Here is a 17603-nt window from a genome sequence, read left to right as displayed (position 1 = left end):
TCAGGCGGGCACCGCCACGCCGGTGACGAACTCCGGCAGCGGGGGGTACCCGGCCGACAGGGTGAGCACCTCGACGCCCGTGTCGGTCACCAGGACCGTGTGCTCCCACTGCGCGGAGAGCGAACGGTCCTTGGTGACGATCGTCCAGCCGTCGGGCATCTCGCGGATCTCTCGCCGGCCGGCGTTGATCATGGGCTCGATCGTGAAGGTCATGCCCGGCACCAGTTCCTCGCCCGTGCCCGGGCGCCCATAGTGCAGCACCTGCGGCTCCTCGTGGAACTTTCGTCCGATGCCGTGCCCGCAGAACTCGCGCACCACCGAGTAGCCGGCGTTCTCGGCGAAGGTCTGGATGGCGTGGCCGATGTCGCCCAGGCGGGCGCCCGGTTTGACCTTCATGATGCCGCGCCACATCGCCTCGTAGGTGATCTGGCACAGCCGCCGCGCCTGGATGGACGCCTCGCCGATGATGAACATGCGGCTGGTGTCACCGTGAAAGCCGTCCTTGATGACCGTGACGTCGATGTTGAGGATGTCGCCGTTCTTCAGCGGCCGATCGTTCGGGATGCCGTGACAGATGACGTGGTTGATCGACGTGCAGATGGACTTGGGATAGGGCTTGTAGCCCGGCGGCGCGTAGTTGAGGGGCGCCGGCACGGCCCGTTGCACGTTGACGATGTACTCGTGTGCGATGCGGTCGATCTCTTCGGTGGTGACGCCGGCTTTGACGTACGGCGTCAGGTGATCGAGCACTTCGGAGGCCAGCCGCCCGGCCAGGCGCATGCCCTCGATCTCGGCGCCGGTCTTGATGTGGATGGTCATGGCGGCAATTATCTCCGCGGCGTCGCGCTCGCGCGGGCCGTCGGCCAGTAAAATCGCTGCTTCCGTGGGCATGCGGCCCGGCGCACCTGTCCACGCGTCCCCTGAACCCCTCCCGAGTTCCAGCGTGACCGCCACCTCCAAACACCTCCGCCACTTCGAGGGCGGCAATGCCCTTTCCGAGTTCCGCGCCCAGGCGCTGCTGCCCCGGCTTCAGGCCCTCAACCCCCGTATCGTCGCCGTCCACGCGCGCCATGTGCATTGGGTGTGGTCCGACCATCCGCTGCAAAGGGCGGAGCTGGACAAGCTGGAGGCGCTGCTGAACTACGGCGATCCCTACACGGGGCCGGCCGACGGTGAACTGGTGGTCGTCGCGCCGCGCTTCGGCACCGTCTCGCCCTGGGCGTCCAAGGCCACGGACATCGCTCACAACTGCGGGCTCGCCATCCGGCGCGTGGAGCGGGTGACCGAGTACCGGCTGACGCTCAAGTCGGGCCTGCTCGGCGGCGTCCGCCATCTGGAGGATGCGGAGCGCGCGAAGGTGGCAGCGCTCCTGCACGACCGCATGACCGAGAGCGTGGTGTTCGAGCGCGACCAGGCGCAACACCTGTTCGACGAGCAACCCGGCAAGCCCATGGCGCACGTGGACGTGCTGCGGCAAGGGCGCGCCGCGCTGGAGGCGGCCAACCGCGAATTCGGGCTGGCGCTGTCGGACGACGAGATCGACTACCTGGTGCAGGCCTTCACCGAGCTCGGGCGCAACCCGACCGACGTCGAACTGATGATGTTCGCGCAGGCCAACAGCGAGCACTGCCGGCACAAGATCTTCAACGCCAAGTTCACGATCGACGGCGTGGAGCAGGAACGCTCGATGTTCCAGATGATCCGCAACACGCACCAGCTCGCGCCTCAGTACACGGTGATCGCTTACGCGGACAACGCCGCCGTGATGGAAGGCGGCCCGATCGAGCGATGGGCGCCGCAGGGGTACACGAACGCGCCGGCCTACGTCGCCCGCCCCGAGGTGGCGCATGTGCTGATGAAGGTCGAGACGCACAACCACCCGACGGCGATCTCGCCCCATCCGGGTGCGGCGACGGGCGCAGGCGGCGAGATCCGGGACGAGGGCGCGACCGGACGCGGGGCCCGGCCGAAGGCCGGCCTGACGGGCTTCTCCGTCTCCAACCTGTACCTGCCCGGGACGAACGAGCCGTGGGAACGGGAACCGTACGGCAAGCCCGAGCACATCGCCAGCCCGCTGCAGATCATGATCGAAGGGCCCTTGGGCGGGGCGGCCTTCAACAACGAGTTCGGGCGTCCCAACCTCGGCGGCTACTTCCGCGTGTACGAACAGACGGTGGCTGGCGTGCGCCGCGGCTACCACAAGCCCATCATGATCGCCGGCGGCGTCGGGCAGATCAGCGACGGCCAGACCAAGAAGCTGCCCTTCGGCGCGGGCACCCTGCTCATCCAGCTCGGGGGCCCCGGCATGCGCATCGGCATGGGCGGCGGTGCCGCCAGTTCCATGGCGGCGGGCGTCAATGCGGCCGAGCTGGACTTCGACTCGGTGCAGCGGGGCAACCCCGAGATCCAGCGCCGCGCGCAGGAGGTCATCAACCACTGCTGGGCGCTGGGCGACAAGAACCCCATTCTGGCCATTCATGACGTGGGCGCAGGCGGGCTGTCCAACGCCTTTCCCGAACTGGTGGACGGGGCCGGCAAGGGGGCGACCTTCGACCTGCGCCGCGTGCCCCTGGAGGAAAGCGGCCTCGCGCCCAAGGAGATCTGGTGCAACGAGAGCCAGGAGCGCTACGTGCTGGCCATTGCGCCCGAGAGCCTGCCGATCTTCGACGCGATGTGCCAGCGCGAGCGCTGCCCCTACGCCGTGATCGGCACCGCGACCGACGACCAGGAGCTGGTGCTGGAAGACGGACCGGGGGGCGAGCGTGCGATCGACATGCCGATGGAGGTGTTGCTGGGCAAGCCGCCCAAGATGCACCGGGTGGTCGAGCGCGTCGAGCGGCGCGGCGAACCGTTGGACCTCACCGGCGTCAAACTCGAGCAGGTGGCGTTCGACGTCCTGCGCCACCCGACGGTGGCGAGCAAGCGCTTTCTCATCACCATCGGCGACCGCACGGTGGGCGGCCTCAGCCATCGCGACCAGATGGTCGGCCCCTGGCAAGTGCCGGTGGCCGACTGCGCCGTCACGCTGGCCGACTATGCCGGCTACCGCGGCGAGGCGATGAGCATGGGTGAACGCACCCCCGTCGCCGGCCTCGACGCGCCGGCCTCCGGCCGCATGGCGGTCGCCGAAGCCATCACCAACCTGCTGGCCGCGCCGATCGAGCTGGCCCGCGTCAAACTCTCGTGCAACTGGATGGCCGCCTGCGGCGAGCCGGGCGAGGATGCGGCGCTGTACGACACCGTCAAGGCGGTGGGCATGGAGCTGTGCCCCGCGCTGGGTGTTTCGGTGCCCGTCGGCAAGGATTCGCTGTCGATGCGCACGCGCTGGAGCGAGGGGGGCGCAGACAAACAGGTCACCGCGCCGGTGTCGCTGATCGTCTCGGCATTCGCCACGCTGGAGGACGTCCGCGGCACGCTCACGCCGCAGCTGCGCAAGGACGCGGTCGACACGGTGCTGATCCTGGTCGATCTGGGCCGGGGCCGCCATCGCCTGGGCGCCTCCATGCTGGCCCAGGTGCTGGGTCAGACCGGCGACGCCGTGCCCGATCTGGACGACCCCGAGCTGCTGAAGCAGCTCGTGGCGGCGGTGAACCGCTTGCGCCACGAAGGGCGGCTGCTCGCCTACCACGACCGCTCCGATGGCGGACTCTGGGCCACCGTGTGCGAGATGGCCTTTGCCGGCCACACGGGCGTGTCGCTCAATGTCGACATGCTGGTCACCGAAAGCGACGGCATCGCGGACAGCCGCGCGGAGTACGGCGACTCCAAGAACTGGGCGTCGCAGGTCAGCGAGCGCCGCAACGAGCTGACGCTGCGCGCGCTCTTTGCCGAGGAGCTGGGCGCCGTGCTGCAAGTGCGCGCCGAGCATCGCGACGCCGTGATGCAGGTGCTGCGCGAGTACGGCCTGTCGCGCCACAGCCATGTGATCGGCAAACCCAACGACCGCGGCGTGGTCGAGGTCTGGCGCGATGCGAAGGCGATCTTCTCGGCGCCGCTGGAGCAACTGCACAAGGCCTGGGACGAGGTCTCTTGGCGCATCGCCCGCCTGCGTGACAACCCCGCCTGCGCCGACAGCGAGCACGAGGCGGCCGGGCGTGCCGACGACCCCGGTTTGCATCTGCACCTGACTTTCGATCCGCAGGAGGATGTGGCCGCGCCGTTCATCGCCAAGGCGCGCCCGAAGGTCGCCATCCTGCGCGAGCAGGGTGTCAATTCGCAGCTGGAGATGGCCTATGCGATGGCGCAGGCCGGCTTCGAGTCGTACGACGTGCATATGAGCGACCTGCAAGCCGGCCGCGCGCGACTGGACCAGTTCCAGGGCTTCGTCGCCTGCGGGGGCTTCTCTTATGGCGACACCCTGGGCGCCGGCGAAGGCTGGGCGCGCTCCATCCTGTTCAACCCGAAGCTGGCGGAGCAGTTCGCGCAGTTCTTCGACCGCGGCGACACGTTTGCGCTCGGCGTGTGCAACGGCTGCCAGATGATGGCCGCCTTGGCGCCCATGATCCCCGGCGCGCAAGACTGGCCCAAGTTCACGCGCAACAAGAGCGAGCAGTTCGAGGCACGGCTGAGCCTCGTCGAAGTGCTCGACAGCCCGTCGATCTTCTTCGCCGGAATGGCCGGCAGCCGCATCCCCATCGCCGTGGCGCATGGCGAGGGGTACGCCGACTTCTCTCAGCGCGGCAATGCCGAGCGCGTCGTCGGGGCCATGCGATATGTCGACCACCACGGGCTTGCGACCGAGATGTACCCGTACAACCCGAACGGCAGCCCCGGGGGGCTCACCGCGGTGACCACCGCGGACGGCCGCTTCACCGTGCTCATGCCGCACCCCGAGCGGGTGTTCCGCAACGTGCAGATGAGCTGGACGTCGGCGGACAGGACGGGCTTCAGCCCCTGGATGCGGATGTTCCGCAACGCCCGCAAGTGGGTGGGGTGAAACCCGCCCTTCGGGCGGGGTTCACCGAGCTCGCCCGGGTCAGCCTGCCGGTCGTCCGGCCTCGAAGAGCGCGCGCACCCAGCGCGCGGCGGCTGTCGTCAGCTCCGGCAGGCGGTCCACACGGTCGTTCTCGATCGCCTCGAGCACCAGTTCGTTGATGGCGCCGATCACACCGACGGCCGTCTGGTGCAAGTGAGGCCATGGCGTGACGACAGCCGCGTCGCCCGCCCCGGCCACGGTGCGGGCGATGAAGTCGGCGATGTCGCGCACCACCTCGCGTCGGGCCTTGAGGCCGATCTCACCGAGCCCCAGGATCTCGATGAAGAGCGTGCGCAGCAGCACCGGGTTGGCGGCCAGCACCCGCAGATAGGCCCCGAGCGCCTGCTCGACCTGCTCTTGCCAGGGGCGGGCGGGGTCGATGGCCTGGCGCAGCACGTCGAGCGCCTCGGCGCTCGCGGTGCGATAGAGCGCGACGAGGCAATCCGCCTTGCTGCCGAAGTGCTCATAGAACGTGCGCTTGGAGACACGGGCGCGGGCCGCGATGTCCGCGATGGTGGTGTCCGGGTAGCCTTGGCTCGCGACGCAGGCGGCCATGGCGTCCAACAGCCGGCGGCGGTGGTCCGAAAGAGGCAACGGGGCAGTGGCACTCATGGGCGCCATTGTCGCCCGCCGGGGGGCGTTTCCCTTCACACGCCCGATGGTACTTGACAGTACCGAGGCTCGGTGCCAGGATCGGGTGGACCCCTCCTTCCCGGGATGCATCCGCGAGGATGGATCGCTGGGCACAGCAGTTCGGAGCGTTCCTCATGACTGAACTCGTCGTTCGACGGCTGATGATCGACCTGGAGCGCCCCTTCGAGCGTCGATGGGCGGGTGGGGATGCTTTCCGCAGCGCCTTCATGAACGCGCTGTCGATGAGCTTCCCCCTCGGGGAGCAGTTCTTCATCGACGCCGTCCGGCAGGGGCTGAAGGCCCTGCCCGAGGCCCAGCGGGCCGGCATGGAGCGGCAAGTGCAGGGGTTCGTCGGCCAGGAGGCCACGCACCGCCGCATCCACGCGCTCTTCAACGGGCACCTGGAGCGGCAGGGTTTCGTCAACACGTGGGAAGGCCGCATCCGCCGTCGTCTGCAACGTCTGGAAGGCAAGGACCCGCGTCACGCGGTCGCTGCCACGGCCGCGACCGAGCACTTCACCGCGATCTTGGCCGAGCACCTGCTCGCCCATCCCGAGGCCCTGGGCGACTGCGAGCCGCGCTTGCTCACGATGTGGCTGTGGCACGCGTCGGAGGAATCGGAGCACAGGTGCATCGCCTTCGACCTCTACCGGGCCATGGGTGGCAACGAGCGCTGGCGGCTGCGATGGTTCCGCCTCGTCACGTTCTTCTTTCTGACCGATGTGCTGCGGCAAACGCTCGACAACCTGCGGCGCGATCGCGCGCTGTGGCGCGCGTCCACGTGGCGCAGCGCCTGGCAGTTTCTCTTCGGCCCCACCGGCCTGGTGCGGCTGACCTATCGGCCCTGGCGCGCCTACTTGCGGCCGGACTTTCACCCGAGCCGTGAGGAGTCGGGCCGTGCGCAGCAGTGGCTCACGGCCCACGCCGACGCCTACCGCGTGGTGGGTGAGGGCGGGCGTGTGCGGTAGAAGCGCACGGGGGCAGCGGGCACCTGCTTGAGCACCGAGCGCTTGATCTTGCCCACCACATGCATCTCGCAGGGTTTGCAGTCGAAGCGCAGCGTCAGCCGTTCGTTCCCATTGACGAGCGTGAGCGGCTCGGCGCGCACCGTGCCCTGCACGCCTGTCACGCCTTTGGCCTGCTTCGGGCACAGGCTCAGCGAGTAGCGCACGCAGTGCTTGGTGATCATGAGGCTCACCTCGCCCAGTGCCTCGTGCGACTCGTACGCCGCCTCGATCACTTTGACGCCGTGCTTGGCGTAGAAGTCCCTGGCTTTGTGGTTGTAGACGTTGGCCAGGTAGGTGAGCACGTCCTCCGGGTACGGCACCGGCGGCTCGACGGCCGGCGTGCGCGCCGGGCGTCGATACGCGGCGGCCCGCACGGCTTCGAGGCGGTCCACCAGCTCGCGCCGCATCGCGTTGACGAGGCCGATGGGCACGAACCGATCGCCGCCTTCCACGCGGAGGTCTGCGGCCTCGAAGATCGTGTTGCCCAGCTTGACCAGGTGCTCGCGCAGCACCGACTCGGCCCGCGCCGCGTCCTGCGCGCTCGCCAGGGGCTGTCGCGTGCGCACTTCGGCGCGGTGTCCGTCCTCGTCCTGCCCCGAAAGCGTCGCCCCGGCCGCATCGGCGCGCCAGTGCAGTGACAGGCCGATGCGCCGGTCCGAGGACTTGCGGGCCAGCAGCCGGTCCCAGGCCATGTCGCGGTTGCGGTGCACCTCGGTGCCGGGGCGCAGGTCCTTGCACGAGGCGATGCTTTCGTTCGGATACACGCGCCAGCCCTCGGCGACCTTCTCGGCGCGGTTCACCTGGAGCCCGACGAGTTCGCGCTGCAAATCGTAGTAGGTCAGCCCGTCGCCGTTGTGCAGTTCGGCCTCGGTCTGCACTTCGAACCACTCGGGCGTCACCTCGACCACATGGCCGAGAGGTAGCCCCGCGTGCTTGGGTGTGTCGAAGGCCCCGATGTCGTCCTGGCGGCCGTTGACGAAGTAGTCGGTCGAGCCGCGGTTGAAGTTGCGCTGAGGCTCCGGCGTGAAGAACAAGCGCGTGCGGCCGCTGGAGGCGCGCTTCAGGGCGGGCCGTTCTTCGAGGATCTCGTCGAGCAACTGGCGGTAGTGGGCGGTGATGTTCTTCACGTAGCCCATGTCCTTGTAGCGGCCCTCGATCTTGAACGAACGGATGCCCGCGTCGATCAGCGAGCGCAGGTTGGCCGACTGGTCGTTGTCCTTCATCGACAGCACGTGCTTCTCGTGCGCGATGATGCGGCCCTGCGGGTCGGTGACGGTGTAGGGCAGGCGGCAGGCCTGAGAGCAATCGCCCCGGTTGGCGCTGCGGCCGGTGTGGGCATGGCTGATGTAGCACTGCCCGCTGTAGGCCACGCACAGGGCGCCATGGATGAAGAACTCGAGCACGGCCGGCGTGCGGGCGGCGATCTCACGGATCTGAGCGAGCGTGAGCTCGCGCGCAAGCACGATCTGCGAGAACCCCACCTGCGAGAGGAATCGGGCCTTCTCGACGGTGCGGATGTCCGTCTGCGTGCTGGCGTGCAGCTGGATCGGCGGCAAGTCCAGCTCCAGCAGGCCCATGTCCTGGATGATGAGCGCGTCCGCGCCGGCCTCGTACACCTGCCACGCCATGCGGCGCGCGGGCTCCAGCTCGTCGTCGCGCAAGATGGTGTTGAGCGTGACGAAGATCTTCGCCCCGTAGCGGTGGGCGTGACGCACCAGCCGCTCGATGTCGGCGATCCCGTTGCCGGCGTTCGCACGCGCGCCGAACGCCGGCCCGCCGATGTAGACGGCGTCGGCGCCGTGGTTCACCGCCTCGATGCCGATGTCGGCATTGCGGGCAGGCGCAAGCAGTTCGAGGTCAGGACGCAAGTCGGGCATGGCAGACGCAGGGCAGGGGCAAGGCGCAAGGACGAAAGTGTAGGGCCTGCGGCCCGGCGCGGCCGCGAGCAGGCGGCACAATCCGGCCATGACGACCACGGCTCAGCCTTCCTTTGCCGCTCGCGCCCGCGCTCACTCGGGCGCCGCCGGCCGCTACGACCGGCTCGACCTGCTGCGCGCGGTGGCCATCGTGTGGATGGCCGTCTACCACTTCTGCTTCGACCTGAATTACTTCCGTCTCATCGCACCGCAGGACTTCTATCGCGATCCCTTCTGGACCTGGCAGCGCACCTGCATCGTCTCGCTGTTCCTGTTCTGTGCGGGGCTGGGTCAGGCGGTGGCGTGGCAGCAGCGACAGCCGTGGCCGCGCTTCTGGCGCCGGTGGGCGCAGATCGCCGGGTGCGCGCTGCTCGTGACGCTCGGGTCGTACGTGATGTTCCCCCGCAGCTTCATCTACTTCGGGGTGCTGCACGGCATCGCGGTGATGCTCATCCTCGTGCGGCTGACGGCGCCCTGGGGACGGTGGCTGTGGCTCGCGGGGGCGATCGCGATCGTGCTGCCGCAGCTCGTGCAGTATCCCGTGTTCGATTCGCGTTGGATGAACTGGACGGGCCTCGTCACCCGCAAGCCCATCACCGAGGACTACGTGCCACTGCTGCCGTGGCTGGGTGTGATGTGGTGGGGCATGGCGGCGGGCACGTGGGTGCTCGCGCGCCGGCCGCAATGGTTCTCGGGGGCGATTCCCCGTGCAGGTGCCCCGCTTGCGACGTTGGGGCGCTGGAGCCTGAGCTTCTACATGCTGCACCAGCCGGTGCTGATCGGGCTCCTGATGGCCTACGTGCAGCTCACGCGAGGGTGAGGCAGGTGCCCCGCGGAGCGGGGCACGCTGGGGCCGTCACTGCTGGAACTTGTAGTCGGTCTTGGCGGAGTCGCGCAGCTGGTCGCGGAACTTGGCGAGCTTCTGTTGCGCCAGGCTCTGCTGGATCTGCGGCTTGACCTCATCGAGCGCCGGCAGCTTCACCTCGCGCACGTCCTCGAGCTTGATGACGTGGTAGCCGAACTGCGACTTCACCGGGACATCGGTGATCTGGCCCTTCTGCAGCCCCACCATCGCCTGCGAGAACTCGGGCACGTAGCTGTCGGGCGTTGCCCAGTCGAGGTCGCCGCCGTTGGCGGCCGAGCCCGGGTCCTTGGAGTTCTTCTTGGCCAGGTCCTCGAACTTGGCACCGCCCTTGAGCTGGGCGATCAGCTTCTTGGCCTCGTCTTCCTTCTCGACCAGGATGTGACGGGCGCGGTACTCCTTGCCGCCGGCCGAGGCCTTGAACTTGTCGTACTCGGCCTGGACTTCGGCGTCGGTGACCGGGTTCTTCTTCTGGAAGTCGGCGAACAACTCGCGGATCAGGATGGCCTGGCGGGCCAGCTCCATCTGCTGCTTGTAATTCTGCGACTGGGCCAGGCCCCGGCGCTCGGCCTCCTGCATGAAGATCTCGCGCATCACGACTTCGTCCTTGACCTGGCGCTCCAGATCGGGCGTGACCGGTTGACCCTGACGGACCACTTGGTTCATCAACGCCTCCGCGCGCTCCTTGGGCACCGGCTTGCCGTTGACGACGGCGATGTTCTGGGCGGCAGCGCCGAGCGGCAGCCACAGCGCGGCAGACACGGCCAAGCTCAGCGTACCGAGGGCAAGACGGGACGTTTTCTTCATCGAGTGAACCTCTTGGTTGGGAAAGGGGCGACTGCGTTCGTCGCGGCGGGAGCGCCGCGCTGCGGGTCGAAAGGCGTCGGGGAGGAACGGCGTGTAGGCGAATCCCCGCACACGAACCATGGGCACGTTCAGGCTTCGTCAGGCGTGTGGGCCTGGATGGCGAGGGCGTGGATGCCCTGCGGTATCAGACGGCCCAAAGCATCATACACGAGCCGGTGCCGCGCCACGCGGGGCAGGCCGGCGAAGCGCGCGCTGACGATGCGCACGCTGAAGTGCCGCCCTTCCTTGGCACCGGCATGGCCGGCATGGAGGTGACTGTCGTCCTGCACCGACAGTTGCACGGGCGCGAGAGCCTCTCGCAAGGCGGCCTCGATCTGCTGTGCGGAAACGGCCATGACGTTCAGCGCTCCTCTTGCTTCAGATGGCGGCTCAGATAGAAGCCCTGGCCCACCATGAAGAGCAGCATCAGGCCGAGCCCGCCGAAGAGCTTGAAGTTGACCCAGGTGTCGGTCGAAAAGCTGTAGGCGACGTAGATGTTGAGCAGGCCCATGAGGCCGAAGAAGGCTACCCAGGCGAAGTTGAGCCGCTGCCATACCGGGGCGGGCAGATCGATCTGGTGGCCCATCAGCATCTGCAGCAAGTTCTTGTTGAACAGGGTGTGGCTGGCCCAGAAGGTCACGCCCATCACCCAGTAGAGCACGCTGGGCTTCCACTTGATGAAGGTTTCGCTGTGGAACCAGATGGTGGCGCCCCCGAGGACCACCACGAGGCCCAGGCTGACCCACAGCATGGCGTCCACCTTGCGGCGGCGCAGCAACAGCCAGGCGATCTGTGCAGCGGTGGCCAGGATCACGACGACGGTGGCCAGCAGCACCGGTGCCTCTTTGACGCCCACCTGGCCGCCCAGCACCATGAATCCCAGCCAATCGGTGGCGGTGGCGGCGGCCCAGTCCTTGTGGTTCTCGGCGTACTTGTACATGCCGAAGAACAGGATCACCGGCAGGAAATCGAACAGCAGCTTCATCGCACGGGCGAGCAGGCCCTCGAGGGCGTTGGAACAGGATGGATAGGGCGGCCGGGGAGGGAGAGCCGGCGCATGGGCGGCCTCAGCGCTTCCGATCGCGGTCGGCGAAGTCTAACGCGGCCGAGTTGATGCAGTAGCGCAGCCCGGTGGGGGCGGGGCCGTCGTCGAACACGTGGCCCAGGTGGGCGCCGCACTTGCGGCACTTGACCTCCACGCGCACCATGCCGTGGCTGTAGTCCATCTGCTGCTCGATCGCGCCCTCGTCGATCGGCTGGAAGTAGCTGGGCCAGCCACAGCCGGCGTCGAACTTCGTGCTCGAGTCGAACAACGGCTCTTGGCAGCACACGCACCGGTACACGCCGTCGGCGGTGTGGTCCCAGTACTTGCCGGTGAACGGCCGCTCGGTCGCCGCGTGGCGCGTGACCTGGTACTGCACCGGGTCGAGCTGGCGGCGCCATTCCTCATCGGTCTTCTGGACGGGGTAGTCGCTCATGATGAACAGGACACTTCGATCTCGGTGGCCCAGGCGGGCGGAAAGCCGGCGTACGCCTCGTGTTCCGGCTGCTCGTCGTAGGGGCGCTCCAGCACGCGCAGCAGCCGGCGGACCTCCTCGTGGTCGCCTTGCTGCGCTTGGCGGATCGCCACTTCGGCCAGGTGGTTGCGCAGGATGAACTTGGGGTTGACCCGGCGCATCCGCTCCCGGCGCTCGTCGTCGCGGCTGCCTTCTCGCAGCAGACGCTCCCGGTAGCGCACGGCCCAGGCGTCGAAGGCGGCCCGGTCGATGAAGAGGTCGCGCACTGTGGTGTTGCGCGAGTCGTCGTCCAGGCGAAAGTCGCACAGCCGCCGCCAGGCGATCGTGTAGTCGGTGCGCTCCTGAGCCATCAACTGGAGCAGGTCTTCTATCAGGGTGCGGTCGTCGGGCTCCTCGGTCGCAAGCCCGAGCTTGGCGCGCATACGGGCTTCGAGCGCGCGGGGGAACTCCGACCTGTACGGCTCCAGCGCGGCGAGGGTGGCATCCATGTCGCCGATGAGCGGCAGCAGCGCCTGCGCCAGGGCATGGAGGTTCCAGAAGGCCACATTCGGCTGCCGGTTGTAGGCATAGCGACCGTGGTGGTCGGAGTGGTTACAGACGTGAGCGGGGTCGAACCCGTCGAGAAAGCCGAACGGCCCATAGTCGATCGTGAGCCCGAGGAGGGACATGTTGTCCGTGTTCATGACGCCGTGGCAGAAGCCGACCGCCTGCCAGTCCGCCATCAACGAAGCGGTGCGGCGGGTGACCTCCTCCAGCAAGGCGGCATAGGGGTTCGCCGCGCTGCGGCAGTCGGGGAAGTAGCGCTCGAGCGCGTAGTCCGCCAGCCGCCGCAAATCCCCGGGGCGGTCGTGGTGACAGAAGTGCTCGAAATGGCCGAAGCGCAGGAACGAGGGCGCCAGGCGGGTGACGACTGCGGCGGTTTCGACCTGCTCGCGCCGCACCGGCAGGGGCGACCCCACCACCGCGAGCGCCCGGGTCGTCGGAATGCCGAGGTGGTGCATCGCTTCCGAACACAGGAACTCCCGGATCGATGAGCGGAGCACGGCCCGCCCGTCGCCCATGCGGGAGTAGGGGGTGCGCCCGCTGCCTTTGATCTGCACCTCCACTCCCGAGCCGTCGCCCACGTCGAGCTCGCCCAGCAGGAGCGCCCGGCCATCGCCCAGCTGTCCGGCCCAGACGCCGAACTGGTGGCCGCTGTAGACGGTGGCGGTGGGCTCCATACCCGGCCAGACGCGGTGGCCGCTGCACACTTCCAGCGCCTCCCACTCCGGGCGGCACCACCAGTCCGGCGGCCAGCCCAGCCAGCGGGCGGCAGTGTCGCTGGTGGCGACCCAGTAGGGGGCAGGGACGGGCTGTGCCGCCAGGGCGGTGCCGAAGGCCGGTCCGAGCGCGGCGTAGCGGTTGATCAAGGTCAGGTCGCGCGGCGAGGCGACGCGGCGGCGGTCCACGGCGGGGCTCATGCGGGCAGTGTAGCCAGCGACCTATCTCTTTGCCCCCGCGTGGCTATCGCCCCCTGCCCGGGGCAGGCGTCATCCCCGCCCGGGGGCGGGGGGCGTGGGCCCGCGGGCCGAGCGGCCTGTCGCTTCAGCGACAGGCGCCTAGGGAAAACCGCAGACGCTGCACCGCACCACGTTCCTATCATGACCGCGACATCAATCGATACCGCAAGGAGTCTCGCCATGCCCCGCCTGATGGGTCAGATGATGCAAATGCCGCTGATGATTTCGTCGCTGCTGGTGCATGCTGCACGGCACCATGGCGATGCCGAGATCGTCTCCAAGCGCGTCGAAGGCGACATCCACCGCTACACCTACCGCGACGCCGAGTTGCGGGCTCGCAAGGTTGCGCAGGCCCTGGGGCGTCTGGGATGCGAACCGGGGGACCGGGTGGGCACGCTGGCCTGGAACGGCTACCGCCACTTCGAGATCTACTACGGCACCTCCGGCTCCGGCCTGGTGTGCCATACCATCAACCCCCGCCTGTTCCCGGAGCAGATCGCCTGGATCATCAACGACGCCGAAGACCGGGTGCTGTGCTTCGACCTGACCTTCCTGCCGCTCGTCGAGAAGCTTGCGCCCCACCTGAGAAGCGTGCAGCACTTCGTCCTGATGACGGATCGGGCCCACATGCCGGCTTCCTCGTCGCTGGACCTCGAGTGCTATGACGAGCTGGTCGAGGCCGAGAGCGGCGAGTACCGCTGGCCCGAGTTCGACGAGAACAGCGCGTCGAGCATCTGCTACACGTCCGGGACCACCGGCAATCCCAAGGGGGCGGTGTACAGCCACCGCTCGACCATCCTGCATGCGTACGCCTCGGCGCTGCCGGACGCCATGGACTGCTCGGCGAAGGACGTCATCCTGCCGGTCGTGCCGATGTTCCACGTCAACGCCTGGGGGCTGCCTTACTCCGGCGCGCTGGTGGGCGCCAAGCTCGTGTTCCCCGGGCCCCACCTGGACGGGAAGTCCCTGTACGAGCTGTTCGAGTCGGAGAAGGTCACCTTCAGCGCGGGGGTGCCTACGGTCTGGCTCGGCCTCATCACCTACATGAAACAGAACGGGCTCAAGTTCAGCACGTTCAGGCGCACCGTGATCGGCGGGTCGGCATGCCCGCCCGCGATGATGCGCACCCTGGAGGACGAGTTCAACGTCGAGGTGATCCATGCCTGGGGCATGACCGAACTCTCGCCGCTGGGCACGCTGTCCAAACTGAAGGCCAAGCACCGCGACCTGCCGGTCGAGCAGCAGCGCCACATCCTGGAGAAGCAGGGCAAGGTGATCTACGGCATCGACATGAAGATCGTCGACGACGCCGGCCGCGAGCTGCCGTGGGACGGCAAGGCCTCCGGCAACCTGGTGGTGCGAGGGCCGTGGGTCATCGAGCGCTACTTCAAACGTGATGAATCGCCGTTGCTCGACGGCTGGTTCCCCACCGGCGACGTGGCGACGATCGACGCCGACGCCTACATGCAGATCACCGACCGGTCGAAGGACGTCATCAAGTCGGGCGGCGAATGGATCAGCTCGATCGACCTCGAGAACATCGCGATGTCGCACCCGGCGGTCCACGAGGCGGCCGCGATCGCCTGCAAGCATCCGAAGTGGGATGAACGCCCTCTGCTGGTGGTGGTGCGCAAGCCGGGCCAGTCGCTCACGCGCGAGGAGATGCTCGCGTACTACGAAGGCAAGATCGCCAAGTGGCAGATCCCCGACGACGTGGTGTTCGTCGACGAGATACCGCACACCGCGACCGGAAAGATCCAGAAGCTGAAGCTGCGCGAGGAGTTCGCCCACCATGTGCTGCCGACCGCATGACGGGCGCGCCCTCGAAGGCTTGTCGCGAGAGCGACAAGCCTTACGGGCATTCCCTGTAGGTGTGACCAGGCAAGTCCGATAGCCTCACATCGTTCGTTTGATTCGCAGAGGAGACACGCTATGCAAACCCGCCGTGCCTATGTCAAAGCCACCGTCGCCATGGCCGCGGCGCTGTGCTGTGGGGCGGTCTTCGCGCAAAAGGGCGAGACCGTCAAGATCGCCTGGATCGATCCGTTGACCGGCCTGATGGCGCCCGTGGGCCAGAACCAGCTCAAGAGCTTCCAGTTCTTCGCCGAGAAGTTCAGCCAGAACAACCCGGCCGGGGTGAAGTTCGAAGTCATCGGCATCGACAACAAGTTGAGCCCGACCGAGAGCCTGAACGCGCTCAAGCAGGCGATCGACCAGGGCGTGCGCTACATCACCCAGGGCAACGGCTCGTCGGTGGCCGGCGCGCTGATCGATGCGATCAACAAGCACAACGAGCGCAACCCCGGCAAGGAGGTGGTGTTCCTCAACCACTCCGCGGTCGACCCCGACTTCACCAACAGCAAGTGCAGCTACTGGCACTTCCGCTTCGACGCGGACACGTCCATGAAGATGGAGGCGCTCACCACCTTCATGAAGGACATGCCCGATGTGAAGAAGGTGTATCTCCTCAACCAGAACTACTCGCACGGCCATCAGGTCGCGCGCTATGCCAAGGAGATGCTCCAACGCAAGCGCCCGGACGTCCAGGTGGTGGGCGAGGACCTGCACCCGCTCGCGCAGGTGCGTGACTTCACTCCCTACGTGGCCAAGATCAAGGCTTCGGGGGCGGACACGGTGATCACCGGCAACTGGGGCTCCGACCTGTCGCTGCTGATGAAGGCGGCCAACGAAGGCGGCTTGAACGTACGCTTCTTCACCTACTACACGGGCGTCACCGGCACCCCCACCGCGATCGGCCAGGCGTTCGAAGGGCGCATCTTCCAGGCTTCGTACAACCACTACAACATGGGCGGCCAGATGGGCAAGTGGCAGGCGGAGTTCAAGCAGCGCTTCAACGACGACTTCTACACGGGCTCCGTGATCCACATCTTCACCGCTTTGTCCGAGGCGATGGCCAAGGCCAAGTCGACCGACCCGGTGAAGGTGGCTGCCGCGCTGGAGGGTCTGAAGTTCAAGAGCTTCAACGGCGACGTCGAGGTCCGCAAGACCGACCATCAGCTGCAGCAGACGCTGTTCATCACCCGCTGGCAGAAGGCGGACAGCAAGTTCCCGTACAGCCCCGAGAACACCGGCATGACGCTGGCGCCCGTCAAGGAGCTGCCGCCCTACGTGTCGAGCACGCCAACCAGCTGCCAGATGAAGCGGCCCACTTCCTGAGCGTGACGGGCGGACCGGCCGAGCGGCCGGTTGGCTGATCGTCCCCACCATGAAGGGCCCGATGGGCAAGCCTCGCCGGGCCCTTCGTCTTGTCGGCTCCACCCAGGGGCCGTGCCATTCGAGCCAGGACACGATGGAGTTCTTCACCATCTCGATGCTCAACGGGCTGAGCTACGGGCTGCTGCTCTTCATGCTCAGTTCGGGCCTCACGCTCATCTTCAGCATGATGGGCGTGCTCAACTTCGCGCATGCCAGCTTCTACATGCTGGGCGCGTACTTCGCCTACACCATCAGCCGCACGGTCGGCTTCTGGCCTGCGCTGGTGGCCGCGCCCCTGATCGTGGGGGCATTGGGTGCTGCCTTCGAGCGGCTCAGTCTGCGCAAGGTGCACAAGTACGGCCACGTGCCTGAATTGCTGGTGACGTTCGGCCTGTCCTACGTGATCCTGGAGCTCGTGCAGCTGGTCTGGGGCCGCACGGCGGTGGACTTCACCCCGCCTTCGTTCCTGCAGGGCTCGGTGTTCACGCTGATCCATCATTCGGTCGAGGGCATGAGCCTGGTGCTGGGCCGCGCGCCGGCAGAGCTGTGCCGGGCGGCCGATCCGAGCGTGATCATCAACTGCTCGCCGTTCCCGGCGACGCGGGGCTTCATGATGTTCGTGGCGATCCTGATGCTGGTGGGATTGTGGTTGCTGCTCACGCGCACGCGCATCGGTCTCGTGATCCAGGCCGCGCTCACCCACCCTGAGATGGTCGAGGCGCTCGGCCACAACGTGCCGCGCGTGTTCATGCTCGTGTTCGGAGCGGGCGCCGCGCTGGCGGGATTGGCCGGCGTGATCGGCGGCTTCACCTTCGTCACCGAGCCGGCCATGGCGGCCACCGTGGGCTCGGTCATCTTCGTCGTGGTCGTGGTCGGGGGCATGGGTTCGCTCGCAGGCGCCTTCCTCGCGTCCGTCCTCATCGGGGTGATCCAGACGTTCGCGGTCGCGCTCGACTACTCGCTGCTCAGCCTCCTCGCGGCGCTCGGCCTGAGCGTCGATCCCACCACCCCGGGCTACAGCGTTCTCAGTCTCACGATCTCCCAGGTGGCGCCCATCCTGCCGTACCTGTTCCTCGTGCTCATTCTGATCTTCCGGCCCAAGGGCCTACTCGGTACGCGGGAGGGTTGAGCA

At 67.6% G+C, this 17603-nt stretch carries 14 protein-coding genes; 6 read left to right on the top strand and 8 right to left on the bottom strand.

What is annotated here, in order from left to right:
- The gene (map, locus tag OMP39_RS08015) at positions 1-819 is read right to left on the bottom strand and encodes a type I methionyl aminopeptidase (RefSeq protein WP_264891232.1); all 819 of its coding nucleotides are present in this window, start codon (positions 817-819) and stop codon (positions 1-3) included.
- A 124-nt stretch (positions 820-943) separates the two neighbouring features.
- Between map and purL the strand changes: the two genes are divergently transcribed.
- Positions 944-4936, top strand: coding sequence for a phosphoribosylformylglycinamidine synthase (gene purL, locus OMP39_RS08010; protein ID WP_264891231.1), 3993 nt, complete (start codon positions 944-946; stop codon positions 4934-4936).
- Between the two features lie 39 nt (positions 4937-4975).
- On the opposite strand, the gene OMP39_RS08005 is transcribed toward purL, so the two are convergent.
- A complete protein-coding gene (locus OMP39_RS08005) occupies positions 4976-5587 on the bottom strand; it encodes a TetR/AcrR family transcriptional regulator (protein ID WP_264891230.1) in 612 nt (203 codons plus the stop codon).
- A 155-nt stretch (positions 5588-5742) separates the two neighbouring features.
- Between OMP39_RS08005 and OMP39_RS08000 the strand changes: the two genes are divergently transcribed.
- Positions 5743-6576 carry a metal-dependent hydrolase gene (locus OMP39_RS08000; RefSeq protein WP_264891229.1) on the top strand — a complete coding sequence of 278 codons (834 nt, stop codon included), beginning with the start codon at positions 5743-5745 and terminating at the stop codon, positions 6574-6576.
- Here the strand turns inward: OMP39_RS08000 and OMP39_RS07995 are convergent.
- Positions 6540-8492 (bottom strand): peptidase U32 family protein, encoded by a 1953-nt coding sequence (locus OMP39_RS07995; protein WP_264891228.1) that lies wholly within the window; start codon positions 8490-8492, stop codon positions 6540-6542. The two genes, OMP39_RS08000 and OMP39_RS07995, sit on opposite strands and share 37 nt — an antisense overlap.
- Positions 8493-8580: 88 nt before the next feature.
- Between OMP39_RS07995 and OMP39_RS07990 the strand changes: the two genes are divergently transcribed.
- Positions 8581-9351 (top strand): acetyltransferase domain-containing protein, encoded by a 771-nt coding sequence (locus OMP39_RS07990; protein WP_264891227.1) that lies wholly within the window; start codon positions 8581-8583, stop codon positions 9349-9351.
- 36 nt (positions 9352-9387) lie between these two features.
- Here the strand turns inward: OMP39_RS07990 and OMP39_RS07985 are convergent, their stop codons facing one another.
- The 5 genes from OMP39_RS07985 to OMP39_RS07965 all read right to left on the bottom strand — a co-directional run bounded on the left by OMP39_RS07985 (position 9388) and on the right by OMP39_RS07965 (position 13216).
- On the bottom strand, positions 9388-10200 hold the full coding sequence (locus OMP39_RS07985) for a peptidylprolyl isomerase (protein WP_264891226.1): 813 nt from the start codon (positions 10198-10200) through the stop codon (positions 9388-9390).
- 128 nt (positions 10201-10328) lie between these two features.
- Complete coding sequence (locus OMP39_RS07980; RefSeq protein WP_264891225.1) at positions 10329-10595, bottom strand: BolA family protein; 267 nt, start codon at positions 10593-10595, stop codon at positions 10329-10331.
- Positions 10596-10600: 5 nt separating this feature from the next.
- Complete coding sequence (locus tag OMP39_RS07975) at positions 10601-11224, bottom strand: septation protein A (protein WP_264891224.1); 624 nt, start codon at positions 11222-11224, stop codon at positions 10601-10603.
- 82 nt (positions 11225-11306) lie between these two features.
- Positions 11307-11717 carry a peptide-methionine (R)-S-oxide reductase MsrB gene (gene msrB / locus OMP39_RS07970; RefSeq protein WP_264891223.1) on the bottom strand — a complete coding sequence of 137 codons (411 nt, stop codon included), beginning with the start codon at positions 11715-11717 and terminating at the stop codon, positions 11307-11309.
- Positions 11714-13216: a protein adenylyltransferase SelO gene (locus tag OMP39_RS07965; protein ID WP_264891222.1), complete on the bottom strand. Its 1503-nt coding sequence runs from the start codon at positions 13214-13216 to the stop codon at positions 11714-11716. The genes msrB and OMP39_RS07965 overlap by 4 nt, the downstream gene beginning before the upstream one ends.
- 219 nt (positions 13217-13435) lie before the next feature.
- Here OMP39_RS07965 and OMP39_RS07960 point away from each other — a divergent pair, with 219 nt between their 5' ends.
- From OMP39_RS07960 to OMP39_RS07950, 3 genes are all read left to right on the top strand, one after another.
- The gene (locus tag OMP39_RS07960) at positions 13436-15067 is read left to right on the top strand and encodes a 3-(methylthio)propionyl-CoA ligase (protein WP_280925501.1); all 1632 of its coding nucleotides are present in this window, start codon (positions 13436-13438) and stop codon (positions 15065-15067) included.
- Between the two features lie 159 nt (positions 15068-15226).
- Positions 15227-16432, top strand: a complete 1206-nt coding sequence (locus OMP39_RS07955; protein ID WP_264894490.1) for a branched-chain amino acid ABC transporter substrate-binding protein — start codon at positions 15227-15229, stop codon at positions 16430-16432.
- A gap of 133 nt (positions 16433-16565) precedes the next feature.
- Positions 16566-17600, top strand: a complete 1035-nt coding sequence (locus tag OMP39_RS07950; protein WP_264894489.1) for a branched-chain amino acid ABC transporter permease — start codon at positions 16566-16568, stop codon at positions 17598-17600.
- The last annotated feature ends 3 nt before the right edge of the window (positions 17601-17603 follow it).

It is taken from the genome of Schlegelella aquatica (assembly GCF_026013905.1).
In the GTDB taxonomy this organism is placed as follows: domain Bacteria; phylum Pseudomonadota; class Gammaproteobacteria; order Burkholderiales; family Burkholderiaceae_C; genus Caldimonas; species Caldimonas aquatica.
The sequence above is the reverse complement of the archived record's forward strand: the minus strand, read 5'-3'. Positions and strand labels throughout refer to the sequence as shown.

Coding starts and splice junctions, on each gene's coding strand:
- OMP39_RS07995 (WP_264891228.1), bottom strand. CDS start 8,492: ATGCCCGACTTGCGTCCTGACCTCGAACTGCTTGCGCCTGCCCGCAAT.
- OMP39_RS07985 (WP_264891226.1), bottom strand. CDS start 10,200: ATGAAGAAAACGTCCCGTCTTGCCCTCGGTACGCTGAGCTTGGCCGTG.
- OMP39_RS07960 (WP_280925501.1), top strand. CDS start 13,436: ATGCCCCGCCTGATGGGTCAGATGATGCAAATGCCGCTGATGATTTCG.
- map (WP_264891232.1), bottom strand. CDS start 819: ATGACCATCCACATCAAGACCGGCGCCGAGATCGAGGGCATGCGCCTG.
- OMP39_RS07990 (WP_264891227.1), top strand. CDS start 8,581: ATGACGACCACGGCTCAGCCTTCCTTTGCCGCTCGCGCCCGCGCTCAC.
- OMP39_RS07955 (WP_264894490.1), top strand. CDS start 15,227: ATGGCCGCGGCGCTGTGCTGTGGGGCGGTCTTCGCGCAAAAGGGCGAG.
- OMP39_RS07965 (WP_264891222.1), bottom strand. CDS start 13,216: ATGAGCCCCGCCGTGGACCGCCGCCGCGTCGCCTCGCCGCGCGACCTG.
- msrB (WP_264891223.1), bottom strand. CDS start 11,717: ATGAGCGACTACCCCGTCCAGAAGACCGATGAGGAATGGCGCCGCCAG.
- OMP39_RS07950 (WP_264894489.1), top strand. CDS start 16,566: ATGGAGTTCTTCACCATCTCGATGCTCAACGGGCTGAGCTACGGGCTG.
- OMP39_RS08000 (WP_264891229.1), top strand. CDS start 5,743: ATGACTGAACTCGTCGTTCGACGGCTGATGATCGACCTGGAGCGCCCC.
- OMP39_RS07975 (WP_264891224.1), bottom strand. CDS start 11,224: ATGAAGCTGCTGTTCGATTTCCTGCCGGTGATCCTGTTCTTCGGCATG.
- OMP39_RS07980 (WP_264891225.1), bottom strand. CDS start 10,595: ATGGCCGTTTCCGCACAGCAGATCGAGGCCGCCTTGCGAGAGGCTCTC.
- OMP39_RS08005 (WP_264891230.1), bottom strand. CDS start 5,587: ATGAGTGCCACTGCCCCGTTGCCTCTTTCGGACCACCGCCGCCGGCTG.